This window comes from Streptomyces sp. NPDC005648 (genome assembly GCF_040605395.1).
In the GTDB taxonomy this organism is placed as follows: domain Bacteria; phylum Actinomycetota; class Actinomycetes; order Streptomycetales; family Streptomycetaceae; genus Streptomyces.
In genome coordinates this window covers 69,133-84,042 of record NZ_JBEXCS010000009.1, presented here as the reverse complement: position 1 = coordinate 84,042, position 14,910 = coordinate 69,133, and the positions used below count along the sequence as shown (strand labels likewise).

Annotated in this window: 14 protein-coding genes; 10 read left to right on the top strand and 4 right to left on the bottom strand. The window is 72.3% G+C overall.

The window, feature by feature from the left end:
• The first annotated feature begins 199 nt into the window (after positions 1-199).
• From ABZT17_RS07610 to ABZT17_RS07590, 5 genes are all read left to right on the top strand, one after another.
• The gene (locus ABZT17_RS07610; RefSeq protein WP_020116449.1) at positions 200-736 is read left to right on the top strand and encodes an HNH endonuclease; all 537 of its coding nucleotides are present in this window, start codon (positions 200-202) and stop codon (positions 734-736) included.
• A 379-nt stretch (positions 737-1,115) separates the two neighbouring features.
• The gene (locus ABZT17_RS07605) at positions 1,116-1,328 is read left to right on the top strand and encodes a hypothetical protein (RefSeq protein WP_356345152.1); all 213 of its coding nucleotides are present in this window, start codon (positions 1,116-1,118) and stop codon (positions 1,326-1,328) included.
• Positions 1,329-3,419: a 4-alpha-glucanotransferase gene (malQ, locus tag ABZT17_RS07600; protein WP_356344943.1), complete on the top strand. Its 2,091-nt coding sequence runs from the start codon at positions 1,329-1,331 to the stop codon at positions 3,417-3,419.
• Positions 3,420-3,504: 85 nt separating this feature from the next.
• A complete protein-coding gene (locus ABZT17_RS07595; protein ID WP_356344940.1) occupies positions 3,505-3,777 on the top strand; it encodes a hypothetical protein in 273 nt (90 codons plus the stop codon).
• A gap of 147 nt (positions 3,778-3,924) precedes the next feature.
• On the top strand, positions 3,925-4,488 hold the full coding sequence (locus tag ABZT17_RS07590) for a GNAT family N-acetyltransferase (protein WP_356344938.1): 564 nt from the start codon (positions 3,925-3,927) through the stop codon (positions 4,486-4,488).
• Between the two features lie 3 nt (positions 4,489-4,491).
• Here the strand turns inward: ABZT17_RS07590 and ABZT17_RS07585 are convergent, their stop codons facing one another.
• Positions 4,492-5,007, bottom strand: coding sequence for a MarR family transcriptional regulator (locus tag ABZT17_RS07585; protein ID WP_356344936.1), 516 nt, complete (start codon positions 5,005-5,007; stop codon positions 4,492-4,494).
• Between the two features lie 108 nt (positions 5,008-5,115).
• Here ABZT17_RS07585 and ABZT17_RS07580 point away from each other — a divergent pair, with 108 nt between their 5' ends.
• Both ABZT17_RS07580 and ABZT17_RS07575 read left to right on the top strand, forming a co-directional pair.
• Positions 5,116-6,057: an EamA family transporter gene (locus ABZT17_RS07580; RefSeq protein WP_356344934.1), complete on the top strand. Its 942-nt coding sequence runs from the start codon at positions 5,116-5,118 to the stop codon at positions 6,055-6,057.
• 92 nt (positions 6,058-6,149) lie between these two features.
• Complete coding sequence (locus tag ABZT17_RS07575; protein ID WP_356344932.1) at positions 6,150-6,797, top strand: dihydrofolate reductase family protein; 648 nt, start codon at positions 6,150-6,152, stop codon at positions 6,795-6,797.
• Between the two features lie 65 nt (positions 6,798-6,862).
• On the opposite strand, the gene ABZT17_RS07570 is transcribed toward ABZT17_RS07575, so the two are convergent.
• Positions 6,863-7,783, bottom strand: a complete 921-nt coding sequence (locus ABZT17_RS07570) for an SDR family oxidoreductase (RefSeq protein ID WP_356344930.1) — start codon at positions 7,781-7,783, stop codon at positions 6,863-6,865.
• 131 nt (positions 7,784-7,914) lie between these two features.
• Here ABZT17_RS07570 and ABZT17_RS07565 point away from each other — a divergent pair, with 131 nt between their 5' ends.
• The 3 genes from ABZT17_RS07565 to ABZT17_RS07555 all read left to right on the top strand — a co-directional run bounded on the left by ABZT17_RS07565 (position 7,915) and on the right by ABZT17_RS07555 (position 11,004).
• Entirely contained in the window at positions 7,915-8,799 is an 885-nt protein-coding gene (locus tag ABZT17_RS07565) for a LysR family transcriptional regulator (RefSeq protein WP_356344928.1), read from the top strand.
• Between the two features lie 41 nt (positions 8,800-8,840).
• Positions 8,841-10,136 (top strand): sigma-70 family RNA polymerase sigma factor, encoded by a 1,296-nt coding sequence (locus ABZT17_RS07560; protein ID WP_356345150.1) that lies wholly within the window; start codon positions 8,841-8,843, stop codon positions 10,134-10,136.
• A 109-nt stretch (positions 10,137-10,245) separates the two neighbouring features.
• On the top strand, positions 10,246-11,004 hold the full coding sequence (locus ABZT17_RS07555) for an SDR family oxidoreductase (protein ID WP_356344926.1): 759 nt from the start codon (positions 10,246-10,248) through the stop codon (positions 11,002-11,004).
• Positions 11,005-11,069: 65 nt separating this feature from the next.
• Here the strand turns inward: ABZT17_RS07555 and pepN are convergent, their stop codons facing one another.
• Together pepN and ABZT17_RS07545 are read right to left on the bottom strand one after the other, a co-directional pair.
• A complete protein-coding gene (gene pepN / locus ABZT17_RS07550; protein ID WP_356344924.1) occupies positions 11,070-13,643 on the bottom strand; it encodes an aminopeptidase N in 2,574 nt (857 codons plus the stop codon).
• 182 nt (positions 13,644-13,825) lie between these two features.
• Entirely contained in the window at positions 13,826-14,842 is a 1,017-nt protein-coding gene (locus ABZT17_RS07545) for an aspartate-semialdehyde dehydrogenase (protein WP_356344922.1), read from the bottom strand.
• Positions 14,843-14,910 lie beyond the last annotated feature (68 nt).

Below are 14,910 nucleotides of genomic sequence, written 5' to 3'. Positions count from 1 at the left end.
TTCTGAGGAGGGACCGTGCGCACCCCGGGATGAGCAGGTGGGATAAACCGATCCCGGTCCGGGGGATGAATGAGATGTGGTCGAAAACACTCCCAGCCCGTTACCGGGACATGGTGGCGCTTCCACCAGGCAAGAGGGGAGACTGGCCACAGATCGTCCCGGCGCGAGCCACGCGCCGCCGACGCCCAAGGAGGCATCCGTGCCGCATGTCCTGGTCCTCAACGCGTCGTACGAGCCACTCGGCGTCGTACCGCTCCGCCGCGCGCTCGTCCTCGTCCTGGAGAACAAGGCCGTCTCCCTCGAGGAGTCGGGCGCCTTCATGCACAGCGCGACCGTCACAGTCCCCGCACCAAGCGTGGTCCGGCTCAAGCGATTCGTCCGGGTTCCCTATCGGGGGCCCGTTCCTCTGACCCGCAGGGCGCTCTTCGCGCGCGACGGGGGCCGGTGCATGTACTGCGGTGGCGTCGCAACCAGCGTCGACCACGTCATCCCGCGCAGCCGCGGGGGCAAGCACGTCTGGGACAACGTGGTGGCCTCGTGCCGCCGCTGCAACCACGTGAAGGCCGACCGACATCTGTTCGAAATCGGCTGGCGGCTCCGCCACAAACCGGCCCCGCCCACCGGTCTCGCCTGGCGCATCATCGGGACCGGCCACAGGGACCCGCGCTGGTTGCCCTACTTGCAACCGTACGGCGCGGAAGACGCCATGGCCCGGATCGACGGCATCTCCGCCTGACGATCCGGGCCTTCGCATACCCCTGGTCACACAGGGCTTGCGGCCAGAGAGACACCCCTTGAGGGTGTCCGGCCCGGGAGTCCCCCGCACTCCCGGGCCAAACCGCCATGCCTCACGCGTAGCGCAGCCTCGCCGGGTGGGCGCGAGCGGTACCAGCAGCGCCGCGGTCGGTGGGCGGGAGTCGGCAGGGGTGGGCCGTAGCGGGAGTGACGTGGTGGGCTGTCCGGCCCAGAATGTGAGGAGAGGCACGTAGTTGCCTTCCGTACGTCTGCCGCCGCGCCCACTGGGTAGGGCTGCCGTAGCCCGCAAGGTCGCCGTACCCGAAAAGGAGTCCCTCGTGGCCGCACCGGCATACCCCCTCTCCAAACCCGCGGCGCAGCTGCCGTCCCTCGAACCCGAGCCGCACTTCTGCGTCTTCAGCGCCGAGGGCGCCTGCGCCGAGACCCCGCTCACCAGCGAGCCGCCGCTGCCCGACACGGAGCCCCTCACCAGTGAGCCGCCGCTCGCCGACGCGGCGCCCCTGACCAGCGAGTCGGCGGTCTTCGAGGCCGGCGACCCGGCGGCCTTCGAGCCGGGCTCCACGAGGCCCTAGATGACGGCGCAGGGGCCGGCCGAGCCGCCCTCGGAGGAACTGTCCCGGCTCGCCGGGCTGCACGGCATCGCCACCTCCTACAGCCCCTCCCCGGACCGCGCCGTCGCCGCCTCGGCCACCGCGGTCTCCCTGACCCTGGCCGCCCTGGGCGTCGACACGGCCACCGAGGAGGCCGTCCGTACCGCCCTCGCCGCCCGTGAACGGGAACTGTCCGAGCGGCTGCTGCCGCCGACCGTCGTGCAGTGGGCCGGCACCGAGTCCCCCGCCCTGGCCGGGCTCCCGGCCGGTACCCGGCTGCGCGTGGAGACCGAGCAGGGCGAGACCCGGGGTGCCGCCGACCGGCTCCCGCCCGGCATCCACCGCTTGACGGCCACCGCGCCCGACGGCCGCACCGCCGACGTCCACCTGGTCGTCGCCCCGCCCCGGCTGCCGACACCCGCCGCACGCTCGTACGGCCTCCTCGTCCAGCTCTACTCCCTGCTCTCCCGGCGCTCCTGGGGCATGGGCGACCTCGGCGACCTCGGCGAACTCACCGCCTGGGCCGGCCGCGCGCTCGGCGCCGGCTTCGTCCAGGTCAACCCGCTGCACGCGGCCGTCCCCGGCGCCCCCACCGACCCGTCCCCCTACCGCCCCTCCTCCCGCCGCTTCCCGGACCCCGTGCACCTGCGGGTCGAGGACGTGCCGGAGTACGCGTACGTCGAGGACCGCGAACGGCTGCGGTCGCTGCTGGAGCGGGCGGAGCGGCTGCGCGGATCGGTCCTGGAGAAGGGCGCGTTGATCGACCGGGACGCCGTCTGGGAGCTCAAGCGGGAGGCGCTGGAGCTGATCCGCGAGGTGTCGCTGGGACCCGGGCGGCGGGCGGCCTACGCCGACTTCCTCGCCGAGCAGGGCGAGGCGCTGGAGGACCACGCGACCTGGTGCGCCCTCGCCGAGGTGCACGGCTCCGACTGGAGACGGTGGCCGGCCGCGCTGCGGGACCCGCGCTCCGCCGAGACCGCCCGCGCGCGGGCCGAGCTGATGGACCGCGTCGACTTCCACTGCCGTCTCGCCTGGCTCACCGACGCCCAGCTCACCGCCGCCCAGCGGGTGGCCCGCGAGGCCGGGATGCCGGTCGGGATCGTGCACGACCTCGCCGTGGGAGTGCACCCCGACGGCGCCGACGCCTGGGCCCAGCAGGACCACTTCGCGGCCGGGATGTCGGTGGGCGCCCCGCCCGACGCCTTCAACGCGCGCGGCCAGGACTGGGGCCTGCCGCCCTGGCGACCGGACCGCCTGGCCGAGTCGGGCTACGCACCGTACCGGCGCCTCCTGCGCGCCCTCTTCCGCTACGCCGGCGCCCTGCGCATCGACCATGTCATGGGCCTGTTCCGGCTCTGGTGGGTGCCCCAGGGGCATCCGCCGACGGAGGGCACCTACGTCCGCTACGACGCCGAGGCGATGCTCGCCGTGCTGGTGCTGGAGGCCTCCCGCGCCGGGGCCGTCGTCATCGGGGAGGACCTGGGGACGGTCGAGCCGGGCGTGCGGGAGCGGCTGCGTGAGCGGGGGGTGCTGGGCACCTCCGTGCTGTGGTTCGAACGGGACTGGGACGGCGACGGCCGTCCGCTGCCGCCGGACGCCTGGCGCGAGGACTGCCTGGCCACCGCCACCACCCACGACCTGCCGCCCACGGCGGCCCGGCTCAGCGGAGAACACGTCGAACTCCGCGACCGGCTGGGGCTGTTGACCCGGCCCCTGGAGGAGGAGCGGGCGGAGGCCGCCGCGGACACGGGGGAGTGGCTGGCCCTGCTCGCCCGGCTGGGGCTGCTCCACGGCACGGGCGGGGCGCACGGCGAGTCCCAGGAGGAGGCGGAGATCCAGGCCGTCCACCGGTTCCTGCTGCGGACACCGGCCCGGATGGTGGGCGTCTGGCTGCCGGACTGCGTCGGCGACCGGCGCCCGCAGAACCTGCCGGGCACCTGGGACCAGTACCCGAACTGGCGGCTGCCGATCGCGGACGCGGAGGGCAGACCGGTGACGCTGGAGGAACTGGCGGGCTCGGCACGGCTCCACACCCTGATCGAGGTGCTGCGCCGGCCCACGACGCCGACGTAGCCGGCGGTGCCGGTGTCCCCCCGTACCGCACCCCTTACGGCACCCCGGACGCGCGGCCCGGATCGGCGTTGGATATTTTTGGCTCGTGGACAAGAAGAACGCCCTGCGCGCCGGCGCCCTGGCCGCCGGTACGACGCTGATGATGCTGCTCATGTCGTCCCCCGCGCTCGCGCTGACCCGCGACGACGGCGACGACCCCGGCAAGGGCCTGAGTGTCATCCAGACGCTGGGCCTCTACGTCGCGATCCCGATCGGCCTGTTCGTGGTCATCGCGGGCCTGGTGATGGTTCTGGACAAGTCCCACCCCCACCACCGCGTGGCGAAGCCGGGCGCAGACAAGGCCAAGGCGAAGGCCTGACCCGCAGCCGACCTCGATTTCACCGAGGGCGCCGGTCACACCGTCAGCCGGTGAGGCCGGCGCCCTCGCCGCGTTCTCACGGGCTCGGCGCCGTCGGATATCACTGACCGTCGGCGCCGCCGGGAGGCTGTGTCGTAGCGTGCGCGGATGGAAGATCTGGGATTGTCCGTGACCTGGCCGCCCGAGCCGATCAGGACCGCTCGGCTGGTGCTGCGTGCGCCCGAGGCCCGGGACCGCGCGGCCTTCGTCGAACTGCACGCCTCGCCGGAGGTGCACACCTACCTCGGCGGCGCCCGGCCGCGTGACGAGATCGAACGCGAGATGCCCGCGGCGCCCGAGCGGTGGCCCGGGAACTTCGTCGTCGAACTCGACGGGGCGATGATCGGCCAGATCCTGCTCAGGAGGGCGACGGGTCACCGCCGTCCGGCCGCCGCGGGGAAGGCCGATCTCGGCTATCTGTTCCTGCCCCGGGCATGGGGGGCCGGGTACGGCTTCGAGGCGTGCGCCGCGGCGCTCGGCTGGCTCGACGGTGCCCTTCCCGGTGAGCCGGTCGTCCTCACCACGCAGACCGCCAATGCCGGCTCGATGCGGCTCGCCGAGAAACTGGGGTTCACCGAGGTGGAGCGGTTCGAGGCCTGGGGCGCCGAACAGTGGCTCGGCACACGGCCCCCGGCCGCCCCCTGGCCACCCGCCCCCAACCTCCCGGGATAGCACCTAGCCACCCACCCCCGCCCCCTGTGTCCCGTCCAGCAGCACTCGCAGCAGGTCGGCCAGTTGGTCGGCCTGTTCGTCGCTCAGGGTGGACAGGGCCTGCGTCTCGGTGGCGAGGCCGGCGGTGACCGCCTCGTCCGCGACGGTCAGGCCCTTCTCGGTGAGCGTCACCTGGAGGGCGCGGCGGTCGTGGGGGTCGGGGGAGCGGCGGAGCAGGGCGGCGCGTTCCAGTTTGTCGAGGCGGCCGGTCATACCGCCCGTGGTGAGCATGAGCGTCGCGGAGAGCTGGCGCGGCGAGAGGGTGTAGGGCTCGCCCGCGCGGCGCAGGGTGGCGAGGACGTCGAACTCGCCGCGGGAGATCCCGAGAGGGGCGTACGCCTTCTCCATCCGGTCGCCCATCGCGCGCGAGAGGCGGAAGATCCGGCCGAAGACCTCCATCGCCCTGGTGTCCAGGTCGGGCCGCACGGCCGCCCACTGGTCGATGATCGCGTCGACGGCGTCCCTGCGCTGTGCACTCATACGGCGAGTATTCCGCGCGATTCCGGTCACCCGCAAGAAAGTAGCTTGACGGAAAGTTGCTTAGCGCTAAGCTAATTCCTACCAAGCTTTCTCTGATGGGATCTGGTCATGAAGCGATCCGCGACCGTGCTCCTCACCGCCCTCGCCCCCGTCTCCTGGGGCACGACCTACGCGGTCACGACCGAACTCCTCCCGCCCGACCGCCCCCTGTTCACCGCCCTGGCCCGAGCCCTGCCCGCCGGGCTCCTGCTGCTGGCCGTCGCCCGGGTCCTGCCGCGCGGCGCCTGGTGGTGGAAGGCGGCCGTGCTCGGCGCGCTGAACATCGGTGCCTTCTTCCCGCTGCTCTTCCTCTCCGCCTACCGGCTGCCGGGTGGCATGGCGGCCGTCGTCGGCTCGGTCGGACCGCTGTTCGTGGTCGGTCTGTCCGCGGCGCTGCTGGGGCAGCGGCCCACGGGGCGGGCGCTGGTCGCCGGGATCGTGGCGGCCTTCGGGGTCAGTCTCGTCGTACTGAAGGCGGCCGGGGCGCTCGATCCCGTCGGTGTCCTGGCCGCCCTCGCCTCGACCGCGTCCATGTCGACCGGCACGGTGCTGACGAAGAGGTGGGGGCGGCCCGACGGGGTGGGTCCGCTCGCGCTCACCGGCTGGCAGCTGACCGCCGGCGGGCTGATCGTCGCGCCGCTCGCCCTGCTGGTCGAGGGTGCCCCGCCCGCGCTCGACGCCCGTGCGCTCGGCGGCTACCTCTATCTCGCGCTCGCCAACACGGCCGTCGCCTACTGGCTCTGGTTCCGTGGCATCGGCCGCCTCAGCGCCACCCAGGTCACCTTCCTCGGCCCGCTCTCCCCGCTGACCGCCGCGATCGTCGGCTGGGCGACCCTCGGCCAGGCCCTCACCCCCCTCCAACTCACGGGCATGGCCCTGGCGTTCGGGGCGACGGTGGCGGGCCAGCTCGGGGTGCGGGGCACCGCCGGGGCGCCCAGATCGTTCCGCCCCGCCGAAGGGGAGGGGCCCAAGGGTCCGATGGGCGTGACCGGTGCGATGCTGCGACGGTAGATCCGGGACGCCCGCCTCGAAGGACGTGCCGCGATGAGTTCCGGTGCTCCCGGGAGTCGTATCACCGTCGTCGACAGCAACAGGAGGAACGAGTGACTCAGCTACTGAGGGTCCAGAACTTCACCGTCTCCAGCGACGGGATCGGTGCTCGTGAGGACCAGAGCCTGGAGCGGCCGTTCGGGCCCGGTATCGACCCCGGAAAACTGTTCGAGTGGGGGTGGACCACCGCGAGCTGGCCCAACCGCGACGACCCGGGCGGCAGCCGGGGTCTGGACGACTACTTCACCCGGGACTGGGACCACAACATCGGTGCCGAGATCATGGGCCGCAACAAGTTCGGACCCCAGCGCGGCCCCTGGGAGGACCACGAGTGGCAGGGCTGGTGGGGGGACGAACCGCCGTTCCGCACCCCGGTGTTCGTCCTGACCCATCACGCGCGCCCCTCGTTCACGCTCTCCGACACCACCTTCCACTTCGTCGACGCCTCCCCGGCCGACGTCCTCGCACAGGCGAAGGAGGCGGCGCGGGGCAAGGACGTCCGGCTCGGCGGCGGGGTCTCGACCGTCCGGGAGTTCCTCGACGCCGACCTCGTCGACACCCTGCACATCGTGGTCTCACCGCTGAAGTTCGGGACCGGGCTACGGCTGTGGGAGTCGCCGGACGAGCTGCGCGACCGCTTCCATCTGGAGGTCGTGCCCAGTCCGAGCGGTGTGACCCACCACCTGTTCTGGCGGAAGTGATCCGCGCGGGGCGCCAGGGGAGGTGACCCGGGCGGGGAGCCCAGGGAAGTGACCCGGGCGGGTCCTCAGACGGAGGCCGGCCGGTCGAAGTAGTGCCCCTCCTCCAGGTCCTCGAGGAGTCCCGGCCCCGTCGGCTCCCACTCCAGCCACTTGCGCGTCAGCGCGTTCGACGCCGGTGCGTCCATGGTGGCGATATGGCCGAGCCAGCCGAAGTGGGGGGCCGCCTCCTCGGGGGCGATGGAGTGGACCGGCAGGTCCAGGTGGCGGCCGATGGCGGTGGCGATCTCATGGAACGGGACGCCCTCCTCCCCGACCGCGTGCAGGCGGGTGCCCGCCGGGGCGCCCTCCAGGGCGAGCCGGACCAGACGGGCCGCGTCCGTGCGGTGCACGGCGGGCCAGCGGTTGGCGCCGTCGCCGACCTGGGCCGAGAAGCCCTTCTCGCGGGCGATGCCGATCAGCAGATGGACGAATCCGTGGTCGCCCCGGCCGTGCACGGTCGGCGCGAACCGGACGGACGCCGACCGCACCCCGCGGTCGGCCAGCGCGATGGCCGCGTTCTCGTTCCGCCCCCGGACCTCGCCGAACGACCCCGGTACGGGGGTGTCCTCCTCGGTGCCGACCCGTCCGCCGCCCGACAGCAGCGCCGTGCCCGAGGAGATCACGAAGGGCTTGTCCGAGCCCTCCAGGGCGGCCCCGATCGACTCGATGGCCCGCAGATCGGCCGCGCACGCGGCGGCGAAGTCGAAGTCCGCCGAGAAGTCGTGGATGAAGGCGAGATGGGCGACGGCGTCGGCGGCGGCCGCCCCCTCGGCGAGCCCGTCGAGGCCGGCCAGGTCCCCGCGGCGCACCTCGGCCCCGGCGGCCCTCAGAGCCGCGGCGGACGTGTCGGAGCGGGCGAGGCCGGTGACCTGGTGCCCGGCGTCGAGAAGTTCACGGACCACGGCGGAACCGATGAAACCGGTGGCGCCCGTGACGAATACACGCATGGTGCGGCCCTTCGGAGGGGAGGTGGTGGGATACGCCCCCATCCTCCGGAGGCGGCCCGGCCCCCGTCCAAAGCCTCTTCCGCATGGCGCAATACGATCCGGGCATCACCCGAGGTGGATAGGCTTGACGCATGGCCGACCTCGACCTCCGTCTGGTCCGTTACTTCACCGCCGTCGCCGAGCACCGCCACTTCGGGCGGGCCGCCGAGGCCCTGCACATCACCCAGCCGTCCCTCAGCCGGCAGATCGCGAGCCTCGAACAGCAGATGGGCGCCCGGCTGCTCGACCGCACCCCGCGCGGCACCCGGCTCACCGACGCCGGCGAGGTGTTCCTGCCCCGCGCGAAGGCGCTGCTGCGCTCCACCGAGCAGGCCGTGGCCGAGACCCGCGCCGCCGCCGAACCGAGCCGGATCACCATCGGCTTCACCAGCGGCCTGTTCGTCACCGCGGCCGTGCGCGAGCTGCGGCGCCGGCATCCGGACGCCGAGGTGCGCAGCCGGCATCTGCGCTGGGACGAGGGGCACGCGGCGCTGCTGGACCGCCGCGTGGACGCGGTGGTGACCCGACTGCCCTTCGCCACCGACCAGTTGGAGGTGAGCGTCCTGTACGACGAGCCCCGGGCCGTCGTCGTCCCCGTCGATCACCGGCTGGCCGGCAAGGAGTCCGTCACCCTCGACGACATCGCGGACGAGCCGATGCCCCGGATCATCGGCGCCGACCCCACCTGGGCGGCCTTCTGGCGCATCGAGCCCCGGCCGGACGGCCGCCCCGTGCCCGACGGCCCCGAGATCCTGGACCTGGAGGACAAGTTCGAGGTCGTCGCCGCGGGGGAGGCCCTGGTCATCACCGCGTATCCGACCGGCGTCCGGCTGCGCCCCGACCTCACCGCCGTCCCGCTGTACGGCGTGGAGCCCAGCCAGGTCGCCCTGGCCACCCGCGCCGGCGACCGCGGCCGGTTGGTGACGGCCTTCCGCAAGTGCGCCCGGAGTCACCTCAAGGGCCCCGACCCGCGATAGCGTCACACCGTCCCCGCGTGACGCAACCCCCGGAGGTGCCCGTGGTCGCCGACGTCTGCGCCGTCTGCGGCAAGCCGCTGCCCGGCCGGAAGGGGCGCACCGGCCGCAGCTCCGTGTACTGCTCGGCCGCCTGCCGGCAGAAGGCGTACCGGGAGCGGCAGCAGGGCGGGCCGAGTGTGCAGGGGCTGATCGAGGACATCGGGCGCCGGGTGACCCAGCTGGTGCCCCAGCCCGCCTCGGTCCTGTACTCCGGGGTGACCGAGCTGTCGGCCGCCGTCGCGCGGCTGCGGCGTATCGCCCGGGTCGCCCGGGACAGCGCCGGCGATTCCGTCACACCGACCTCCGTGACGAAAGGCCCTGAGCTCACCGAGGCCGACTTCGCCGTCCTCACCGAGTCCCACCGCCGTGAGATCCAGGTCCACTGCTACCGCATGACCGGCTCCTACGACGACGCCGAGGACCTCGTCCAGGAGACCTTCCTGCGCGCCTGGCGGGCCCGCGACACCTTCGAGGGGCGGGCCGGCGCCCGCACCTGGCTGTACCGCGTCGCCACCAACGCCTGTCTGGACTTCCAGCGCCGCACCGCCCGCCGCCCGCAGCGCTACGAGCCGATCCCCGGTATGAACCACGGCACCGGCGAACCGCCCGCCCGGGTCACCTGGCTGCAGCCCTACCCCGACGACGAACTGCCCTCCGCCGAGGAGCAGCCGGAGGCCGCCGCCGTCTCCCGCGAGACCCTGGAGCTGGTCTTCCTCGCCGCCCTCCAGCACCTCCCGGCCCGCCAGCGCGCCGTCCTCGTCCTGCGGGACGTGCTCGGCCTGTCCGCCGCCGAGACCGCCGAGGCCCTCGGCCTGACCGTCGCCTCCGCCAACAGCGCACTGCAGCGCGCCCGGCCCACCCTCCGCGACCGTCTGCCCGGACAGCGCGCCGACTGGACGGCCGCCGAGCCGACGGACGCCCAACGCGCCGTACTGCAGCGGTACATGACGGCCGCCGAGCAGCTCGACTTCGCGGCGATGACCGACCTGCTCGCCAAGGAGGTCACGCTCACCATGCCGCCGAACCCGTACTGGTTCACCGGCCGGGACGCCCTCCTGGAGTTCCTGCGCCCCACCCTCGACCCGGCGTCGCCCCTGTTCTTCGGCCACTGGCGCCATCTGCCCGCCCGCGCCAACGGCCGTCTCGCGGCGGGGGGTTATGTGCGCAGACCCGGTACCCACGTCCACCGCGCCCAGGTCCTCGACGTCCTCCGCTTCGACGCCGACGACCGCATCACCGAGATCACCTCCTTCGAACCGCACCTGTTCCCGGCCTTCGGACTGCCGCTGAAACTGTGATCCCCCGCGACCGATGAGCGACCGGACCGCCGTGCGTCTGTATGACCGACCGACACGGAACACGACACACCTACGGCACCCGTACGGGACACCTCAGAAGGAGCCCACCATGCTGCTCACCGACAAGACCGCGATCGTCTACGGCGCCGGGGGCTCGATCGGCGGAGCCGTCGCCCGTGCCTTCGCCGCCGAGGGCGCCCGGGTGCACCTCGTCGGACGGACCCGCAAGACACTGGAGGCGGTGGCCGCGGACATCGAGGGCGCCGAGGTCGCGGTCGTGGACGCGCTCGACGAGACGGCGGTGGAGGAGCACCTCGCGCACGTCGGCGAGGTCGACGTCTCCTTCAACCTCGTCACCCGCGGCGATGTCCAGGGCGCCCCGCTCACCGACATGGCCGTGGACGACTTCCTGCGCCCCGTGATCAACGGCGCCCGAGCCAACTTCATCACCGCACGGGCGGCCGGCCGCCGGATGGCCGAGCGGGGCTCCGGTGTCGTCCTCACCCTCAACAGCGGCTCCGCGCACGGCAGTCCGATGATGGGCGGAACGGGACCCGCCGATGCCGCGATCGACACCCTGGTACGGAACCTGGCGCTGGAACTCGGGCCGCGCGGGGTGCGGGCGGTGGGGCTGTGGGCGGCCGGGGTGCCGGAGACGTTCACCGTGGAGAAGCTCTCCGCCGTCAACCCGGCGATCGACGCCGCCGCCGTCCAGGGCATCGTCGACAATCTCGCCCGGATGCGCATGACCCGGCGCAACCCCACCCTCGCGGAGATCGCGGCCACCGCGGTCTTCGTCGCCTCGGACCACGCGGCCGGCATCACCGGCACGTTCGTCAATGTCACGGGCGGAATGGTCGTGCGCTGAGACGGACGAAGGGCGCCCGGTACGACACCGGGCGCCCTTCGTCCGCGTACGGACGACTGCTACCGCTACCGCGCCTGCGCGTCGGCGGCCTGTGCCCTCAGCGCGCGCTCCACGCCCGAGCGGGACTCGGAGACCAGGCGGCGCAGGGCCGCGCTGGGCTCGGACCCGGCGAGCCAGGCGTCCGTGCGGTCCAGGACCTCCTGGGATACCTGGATCGACGGGTAGAGGCCGACGGCGATCTGCTGGGCCATCTCGTGCGAACGGGACTCCCAGATGTCCTTGACCACCGCGAAGTACTTCTCCGTGTACGGCGCCAGCAGCTCACGCTGGTCCGTCTGCACGAAGCCGCCGATGACGGCCTCCTGCACGGCGTTCGGCAGCTTGTCGGACTCGACGACCGACGCCCACGCCTCCGCCTTCGCCTCCGCCGTCGGACGGGCGGCCCGGGCACTGGCCGCGTGGCGCTCGCCGGCCGCCGTCCGGTCCCGCTCGTACTCGCCGGCGATCTCCGCCTCGTCGAACCGGCCGACCGAGGCGAGCCGGTGCACCAGGGCCCAGCGCAGCTCGGTGTCGACGACCAGGCCCTCGATCGTCTGCGAACCGTCCAGCAGGGCCTCCAGGAGGTCCAGCTGCTCCGGCGTACGGGCGGTCGCCGCGAAGGCCCGCGCCCACGCCAGCTGGTGGTCGCTGCCCGCCGCGGCGGACCGCAGATGCGCCAGCGTGGCGTCCGTCCAGCGGGTGAGCAGGGCCTCGCGGGCGGCCGGGTCGGCGTACAGGTCGACCGCCAGCTTCACCTGGCGGTGCAGCGACTGCACGACACCGATGTCGGACTCCTTGCCGATACCGGACAGGACCAGGGAGAGGTAGTCGCGGGCGGCGAGCTCCGCGTCCCGGGTCATGTCCCAGGCCGACGCCCAGCACAGGGCGCGGGGCAGCGACGACTCGAAGTCGCCGAGGTGCTCGGTGACGAACGCGAGGGACTGCTCGTCGAGGCGGACCTTGGCGTACGACAGGTCGTCGTCGTTGAGCAGCACGACGGCCGGACGGCGCTTGCCGACCAGCTGCGGTACGGCGGTCAGCTCGCCGTCGACGTCCAGCTCGACGCGCTCCTCGCGCACCAGCTTGCCGCTCTCGTCGTCGAGTTCGTACAGGCCGATCGCGATGCGGTGCGGGCGCAGGGTCGGCTCGCCCTTGGCGCCGGTGGGCAGGGCGGGGGCCTCCTGGCGGATGGCGAAGGCGGTGACGACACCGTTCGCGTCCGTCTCGATCTCGGGGCGCAGGATGTCGATCCCGGCGGTCTGCAGCCACTTCTGCGACCAGGTGGTCAGATCCCGGCCGGAGGTCTCCTCCAGCGCGCCGAGCAGGTCGGACAGGCGCGTGTTGCCGTACGCGTGCCGCTTGAAGTACGCCTGGACACCCGCGAAGAACTCGTCCATGCCGACGTAGGCGACGAGCTGCTTGAGCACGCTCGCGCCCTTGGCGTACGTGATGCCGTCGAAGTTGACGAGCACGTCGTCGAGGTCGTTGATCTCGGCCATGATCGGGTGGGTGGACGGCAGCTGGTCCTGCCGGTAGGCCCAGGTCTTCATGGAGTTGGCGAACGTGGTCCAGGAGTGCGGCCAGCGCGAGGCGGGGTGGTACGCCTGGCAGGCGATGGAGGTGTAGGTGGCGAACGACTCGTTCAGCCACAGGTCGTTCCACCACTCCATGGTGACCAGGTCGCCGAACCACATGTGGGCCAGCTCGTGCAGGATCGTCTCGGCCCGCACCTCGTACGCCGCGTCCGTCACCTTGGACCGGAAGACGTACTGGTCGCGGATGGTCACCGCGCCCGCGTTCTCCATCGCGCCCGCGTTGAACTCCGGCACGAACAGCTGGTCGTACTTCTTGAACGGGTACGCGTAGTCGAACTTCTCCTGGAACCACTCGAAGCCCTGCCGGGTGACCTCGAAGATCGCGTCCGAGTCGAGGAACTCGGCGAGCGAGGGCCGGCAGTAGATGCCGAGCGGCACGGACTGGCCGTCCTTCTCGTACACGCTGTGCACGGAGTGGTACGGCCCGACGATCAGCGCGGTGATGTACGACGAGATCCTCGGCGTCGGCTCGAAGACCCAGACGTCGTCCTTCGGCTCCGGCGTCGGGGAGTTGGAGATGACGGTCCAGCCGGTCGGGGCCTTCACCGTGAACTGGAAGGTCGCCTTGAGGTCGGGCTGTTCGAAGGAGGCGAAGACGCGGCGGGCGTCCGGCACCTCGAACTGGGTGTAGAGATAGGCCTGTTGGTCGACGGGGTCGACGAACCGGTGCAGTCCCTCGCCCGTGTTGGTGTAGGCGGCGTCGGCGACGACCCGAAGGATGTTGCGTCCTTCGAGCAGCCCCGGCAGGGCGATCCGCGAGTCCTTGAAGACCTCGTCGGGCTCCAGCGGATCACCGTTCAGCGTCACCTCGTGGACGGTCGGTGCCACCAGGTCGATGAAGGACTCGGCACCGTTTTCGGCCACGTCGAAGCGCACCGTGGTCACGGACCTGTAGGTACCGCCCTCCTGCGCGCCGGAGAGGTCGAGATCGATCTCGTACGAGTCAACGGTGAGCAGCTTCGCCCGCTGCCGCGCCTCTTCGCGAGTCAGGTTTGTGCCAGGCACGCGGTCATCTCCTCGTTATGTGTGGGTTCGGTCATCCTTCCACGGCGGCCCAGGTGAAAGCGATGCACCTTCCCCGCCGGTGAAACGCAAACGACGGCCCGGCCGTGGCACTGGTCCACGTCCGGGCCGTCGAGTACGGCTGTTCCTGTACGAGGCCCGGGGCCCCGAGGTCGGGGGGCCTCCTAGCCCTTCAGCTCCTCGGCCACCAGTTCCGCGATCTGGACCGCGTTCAGCGCGGCGCCCTTGCGGAGGTTGTCGTTGGAGATGAACAGGGCGAGGCCGTGGTCCACCGTCTCGTCGCGGCGGATGCGGCCGACGTAGGAGGGGTCCTGGCCGGCGGCCTGGAGAGGCGTGGGGATGTCGGAGAGCTCGACGCCCGGGGCCGCGGCGAGGAGCTCCGTCGCGCGCTCCGGGGAGATCGGACGCGCGAAGCGGGCGTTGACCTGCAGGGAGTGGCCGGAGAAGACCGGGACGCGGACGCAGGTGCCGGAGACCTTGAGGTCGGGGAGCTCCAGGATCTTGCGGGACTCGTGGCGCAGCTTCTGCTCCTCGTCGGTCTCGTTCAGACCGTCGTCGACCAGGTTGCCGGCGAAGGGAAGCACGTTGAAGGCGATCGGGCGCTTGTAGACGCCGGGCTCCGGGAAGTCGACCGCGCCGCCGTCGTGGGTGAGCTTGTCCGCGTCGGCGACGACCTTCTGCGTCTGTCCGTGCAGCTCCGCCACGCCCGCGAGGCCCGAGCCGGACACCGCCTGGTAGGTGGCGACGACCAGCGCCTCAAGACCGGCCTCGGCGTCCAGCACCTTCAGGACCGGCATCGCGGCCATCGTCGTGCAGTTCGGGTTGGCGATGATGCCCTTGGGGCGGTCCGCGATCGCGTGCGGGTTCACCTCGGAGACGACCAGGGGGACCTCGGGGTCCTTGCGCCACGCGGAGGAGTTGTCGATCACGACCGGGCCCTGCGCGGCCACCTTCTCCGCCAGCGCCCGGGACGTGGCGCCGCCGGCGGAGAACAGCACGATGTCCAGGCCGCTGTAGTCGGCGCTCGCCGCGTCCTCCACGGTCACACCGTCCAGGACCGTCCCCGCCGAGCGGGCCGAGGCGAACAGGCGCAGCTCGGTGACCGGGAAGGCGCGCTCCTGGAGGATCCTGCGCATGACCGTCCCGACCTGACCGGTGGCTCCGACGATTCCGACCCTCACGGCGACTCCCTTTTACGTGTTCTTCGTGTGTCCGCGGCTTTTCCATGATGCGGCCGACCCGGGTCCAC

What these genes read in the sequence shown, in the direction of transcription:
- ABZT17_RS07570 (WP_356344930.1), bottom strand. Translation starts at nt 7,783, where the DNA reads ATGCGTGTATTCGTCACGGGCGCCACCGGTTTCATCGGTTCCGCCGTG.
- ABZT17_RS07555 (WP_356344926.1), top strand. Translation starts at nt 10,246, where the DNA reads ATGCTGCTCACCGACAAGACCGCGATCGTCTACGGCGCCGGGGGCTCG.
- malQ (WP_356344943.1), top strand. Translation starts at nt 1,329, where the DNA reads ATGACGGCGCAGGGGCCGGCCGAGCCGCCCTCGGAGGAACTGTCCCGG.
- ABZT17_RS07565 (WP_356344928.1), top strand. Translation starts at nt 7,915, where the DNA reads ATGGCCGACCTCGACCTCCGTCTGGTCCGTTACTTCACCGCCGTCGCC.
- ABZT17_RS07580 (WP_356344934.1), top strand. Translation starts at nt 5,116, where the DNA reads ATGAAGCGATCCGCGACCGTGCTCCTCACCGCCCTCGCCCCCGTCTCC.
- ABZT17_RS07590 (WP_356344938.1), top strand. Translation starts at nt 3,925, where the DNA reads ATGGAAGATCTGGGATTGTCCGTGACCTGGCCGCCCGAGCCGATCAGG.
- ABZT17_RS07585 (WP_356344936.1), bottom strand. Translation starts at nt 5,007, where the DNA reads ATGAGTGCACAGCGCAGGGACGCCGTCGACGCGATCATCGACCAGTGG.